Source organism: Xenorhabdus entomophaga, assembly GCF_037996725.1.
Taxonomy (GTDB): domain Bacteria; phylum Pseudomonadota; class Gammaproteobacteria; order Enterobacterales; family Enterobacteriaceae; genus Xenorhabdus; species Xenorhabdus khoisanae.
In genome coordinates this window covers 1-4,247 of sequence record NZ_JBBMXH010000180.1, presented here as the reverse complement: position 1 = coordinate 4,247, position 4,247 = coordinate 1, and the positions used below count along the sequence as shown (strand labels likewise).

Here is a 4,247-nt window from a genome sequence, read left to right as displayed (position 1 = left end):
TGTCGGCAAAATTCAGGGAAAACGGGAAGGGGGGAACCGTGCTGTGATCCGCTGGAAAATTGCTGCCCTCTCGACGGGTGAGGAAGATTTAGAAACGTTTCTGATAAAAGGTGGGATTACCCCAAAAGCCGGGCAGCTTGTCAGGCTGCTCAGCGTGCCCTTTATTGATACGGAATGTTTCAATGGTCATGAAGATGGTGATTCTCATGCAAGAGCCATTAAACGGGAATCCAAACTCTATTGTGGTGCAGCGGGGCGTGAATGGATTCGGTGGTTGTCTGAATATCAGGAGCAGGCAATCGAAATGACTGCCCGTAAAGAAAAGAAATGGCTTGATGGCCTGCCAGAAGAAGCCTCAGCGCAAGTAAAGCGCGTTGCCGTTCGTTTCGCGTTACTGGATGCCACCGGAGAGCTGGCAGCTCATATCACTGGCTGGAGTAAAGAAGCGAGTCATGCTGCGATAAAGCAAAGTTTCGATGACTGGTTAGCGGATTTTGGTATCGGGAACCGGGAAAAATATCAGGTTGTTACCCGTACCCGTGACTTTATCCAGAAATACGGACTTTCACGCTTCCAGCCTTACACCTACGGCAGGCCAAACGGTGATATTGATACGTCACACGCCATGAGAATTAATGATCTTGCCGGGTATCTGGTGAACAACCGTCGTGATGATGGACAGGCGGAATACCATATTATCCCCAGTGTATTTGAAGCAGAGATATTGCAGGGATTGCAGAAGAAATCGGGTTTTGAAGCCTTAGAAGAAGCCGGAATGCTGGTTAAAGCTGAAAAAGACCGCTTTATCAGTAAAACCATTTCCGTGAATGGCACTCAGGGACGGTTTGTTGTACTGATTTTCAGAGATGAAGATTGACTCACTTAGGATTAAAAAACGTTGGGATAACGGGATATCGGGATAACAGAGATTTATTTTAAATAATATCAGTTAGTTATAGTTATTTAAATTATCCCGCGTTATCCCGCTCTATCCCGTAATATAGTGTAATTACAAATAAAGTGATATTATGATAGTGGAGGTTATCCCGAAAAATATTCTTCTTGGGCGGGTTTTAATTGATTGAATTTAAATGAATTAAAAGTGATAACGTCCTGTCACGGGATAAGCTGGGATAACGTGGGATAGCTCAACCATATGAAATATATAATAAATATGCCATTTATCCCGTTATCCCGTGAAAATCAGTGTATTTATTATAGAGATAACCAATGGTAATGTAATGGTTATGTTTTTCGGCTCTCCGTATTACCGGGTTAATGTATTAGCCCGGTAATACGGAGAAGACAAGCGCAGCGCGTCAGCATTTTACCCTAACAGACCAAAGTGATTACCGTTCTATTAAGCGAGAAACGCTTTCTGGCTGGCAATCCCGGATAACTGCTTTGCTTACATGAGCTAAGATCTTCAAGCAGGGCAATCATATATATTGCCAAACAATATTGACCGGAGTTTTTAATAAGGCTTCAATCTGTTTGATAACCAAAGATAACCCCTCTTCTGTATGCACAAGTTCCATTTCTCTATCATTGCATGCTAATGCGTAGCAACCAAAAGCGCCCCAATTTTGATAATCTAATTCAAGTAGTGATAGCTCTTTTCCACAACATGGAACGGGCCATTTCATATGAATAGCTTTGATTCTTGATGAGAGATGCCAAAGATAATCCATCTTTTCATCCCACCAATCGGTAATATCACTTTTGCAGTGTAAACATGAAGGAATTGTAAAATTTTCCATCCCATTAAATAGTTCCACATCTTCACTGATGTAATGGTCAACATAATCTATTCCCGCAAAATATCTTCTAGGCACCCTTCTTATTGTTTCAATATAATCTTTTGCAGCATCCATTGCTGATTGTTCTGGAATAAAAGTAGGATCTTTCGGTACGAATAATAAATAGGAATCGCTCATATCAATTCTCTTATGTTCGGAAGCCCATTGATAAATTTAACGGGCATAAAGGTAATCAGCAGGAAAAAATAAACTCAAAGCTGTTTTTTACCTGCTCAACACCCAGGGCGAGAGCGTGAACATTTTATAAACATAATTGGAGCAAAAATAACCCTCAATTAGATTGAATTTAAAGCAATCCAACACACCCTGTCACCAAAATAGTTTGGATATTATTCGTATTGTTTTTAATTTGAGCACTCACGCTCTCACCCTGGCTCAACACCATATCAAGCACAAAACCCGCCTTGACTGGCAATCAGTTTTGCACCACATGCTGTATGCATACCGTCTAATGCAATGGGTTTTCCTTGATGCTTTAAGTCATCACTGCCTTCTACAATAGGAAAAATCCCTTTACATTTTGGGCAAGTCACTAAATCACCTTTAGCTGCAATAGGGATACCTTGATAAACATAATTATCAATAGCAGTAATGACTTTACCGCCATGATCTGTAGTATCGTTTAATCGGATAACTGCTTTACCTGCCATAGTTATATTTCTGCCCTGAATGGTCATAACTGTAAGGTACATTTTCCCTCATCCTAGAAAAAGCGGTTTCTAGGCCGCTTTTCTACTACTTGGGTATTATTTGTTTTTGTAAATATCAGAATATAAAGGCAATAATCCTAAATCGCGTAATGCAATCTCAATATCATTAGAAAGATACTGATCTGTTTTATCCAAGCAATTATAATCTCCTTTGGTTATTATAATTGTACCTGTACTGAGTGTTGTAAAAATAGGAATAAACTCTGCTCCTGTTTTCAATAAACTAGGATGCATTTCAAATTGAATAGGAAGATACAACATCCAGCCAGCGGGTGGACGATCAGGGAAAACTGCTTCACCAACTTCATCGCTACTGCCATTAAAGCTGACAGAAAAAAGTCTTAATGTGTATTTTTCTGCTACTGATTTTATAAAATTAATGAGATTATTTTTATTATAAATATCTATGTAATTTTCAGCGCTAATCAGAATTGATGAGTTTTCATCGTTCTCCATGAAAAGAATAGACATTGAGTCTTCTTCATTGCCATCCCATATACCTTCTACAATAGGTAAGTATTGACCAAGTATATTTTTAGCATTTGGATTCGTATATCCATTCACATCAATGATTTTATTTTTCAAGGCTTCTTCTAATGTTTCTCCTTGGCTATAAAAAGAAGTTATCCTTTTATCATGCTTATTTATTTCATTAAGAAAAAAATGCATTATATCTATAAGATCAGAAAAATCTTGTGTTACTTTTTCTTTTACTATTACGTGCAGCGAAATCTCACTCATTTTAATTACCTTTACTTAAAATTAAATCATAGGTTTGTGATAAATATCCATTGTAAAACCACGCAATCTAAATAGCTTGGTAAAGTATGTATAACTCATTATTTCCATAAAATACCATGCTAATTTATTAGGGGAAGTTGAAATAACAATAGTATTTTGTGTACGTGCTTGCTGTACCATTCCAGCCGTGCCAGACCAGTATTTTACTATTGCCTTTTCAGAGGTGAAAAATTGATCATATGCACCTTTAGTTTCTTGTAATAAACATTCTGAATGTTGAAATCCATCAAAGGATACTGTTGCATATGTCCATTCCTGAATCCACCCCGGTCCAGATGGTGCATTCGTTATATATAATTGGTATCTAGAATTAATATCACTACCAAAGTTTCGTTTCTCATTCACTGCGATGCCAGTGCTGGCAGGGCATTTTTTGCATTTTTCTGTAGAACGGGATAAGGTTCCAGAATTCACAATATCCTCAAGTCTTGTTTTGGCTTTTGCTTCACCTAATTTAATATCATTTTCTACTTCTCCTTCAGTGCGTATTTTCGGTTTTTTAGGTTTAATTTCTATATCATCTGCTGTCGTATCTTTCGTACTTTCCATAACGCCAACACCCACTAATATTGCTGCACATGTAGCAATAGTCCATTCAGCAGCAGCTACAATAGCAGGGGCAGCAGGAGCCAAAATAATAGGCATATTAATGTTTCCTTTTCATTAAGTTATCCAATACTCGCAGATAATCACGATATTGTTGTTCTGGGTTATCACCCGCTTTCAGCATATTTTTAATTTCAGGCGAATCATGAAAATTGCGATTAAACGCAACGAAATAGAGGTAAGAGCGGATCAATTTTTCCTCTTTAAATCCCATTGAAATTAAATCTAGGTATGCTTGTTTGAGCCGTTTATGCAGACTGTGTTCACTTTCACCTTCGACTAATTCAGCGTGTTCTGACTGAATCTGTTT

General features: G+C 38.0%; 5 protein-coding genes and 1 pseudogene. 1 reads left to right on the top strand and 5 read right to left on the bottom strand.

Going from position 1 to position 4,247, the window contains the following annotated elements:
• Positions 1-877: pseudogene (locus tag AAC854_RS21450) on the top strand (DUF927 domain-containing protein); the annotation flags it as partial.
• A gap of 562 nt (positions 878-1,439) precedes the next feature.
• On the opposite strand, the gene AAC854_RS21445 reads toward AAC854_RS21450, so the two are convergent.
• From AAC854_RS21445 to AAC854_RS21425, 5 genes are all read right to left on the bottom strand, one after another.
• Positions 1,440-1,937 carry a hypothetical protein gene (locus AAC854_RS21445; protein ID WP_340618865.1) on the bottom strand — a complete coding sequence of 166 codons (498 nt, stop codon included), beginning with the start codon at positions 1,935-1,937 and terminating at the stop codon, positions 1,440-1,442.
• Positions 1,938-2,206: 269 nt separating this feature from the next.
• The gene (locus AAC854_RS21440) at positions 2,207-2,470 is read right to left on the bottom strand and encodes a PAAR domain-containing protein (RefSeq protein WP_340618866.1); all 264 of its coding nucleotides are present in this window, start codon (positions 2,468-2,470) and stop codon (positions 2,207-2,209) included.
• A gap of 96 nt (positions 2,471-2,566) precedes the next feature.
• On the bottom strand, positions 2,567-3,271 hold the full coding sequence (locus AAC854_RS21435; protein ID WP_340618864.1) for a hypothetical protein: 705 nt from the start codon (positions 3,269-3,271) through the stop codon (positions 2,567-2,569).
• A gap of 21 nt (positions 3,272-3,292) precedes the next feature.
• Positions 3,293-3,976 carry a restriction endonuclease fold toxin 5 domain-containing protein gene (locus tag AAC854_RS21430; RefSeq protein ID WP_340618863.1) on the bottom strand — a complete coding sequence of 228 codons (684 nt, stop codon included), beginning with the start codon at positions 3,974-3,976 and terminating at the stop codon, positions 3,293-3,295.
• A gap of 1 nt (position 3,977) precedes the next feature.
• On the bottom strand, positions 3,978-4,247 hold a 270-nt coding region (locus tag AAC854_RS21425), incomplete at its 5' end, for a hypothetical protein (RefSeq protein WP_340618862.1).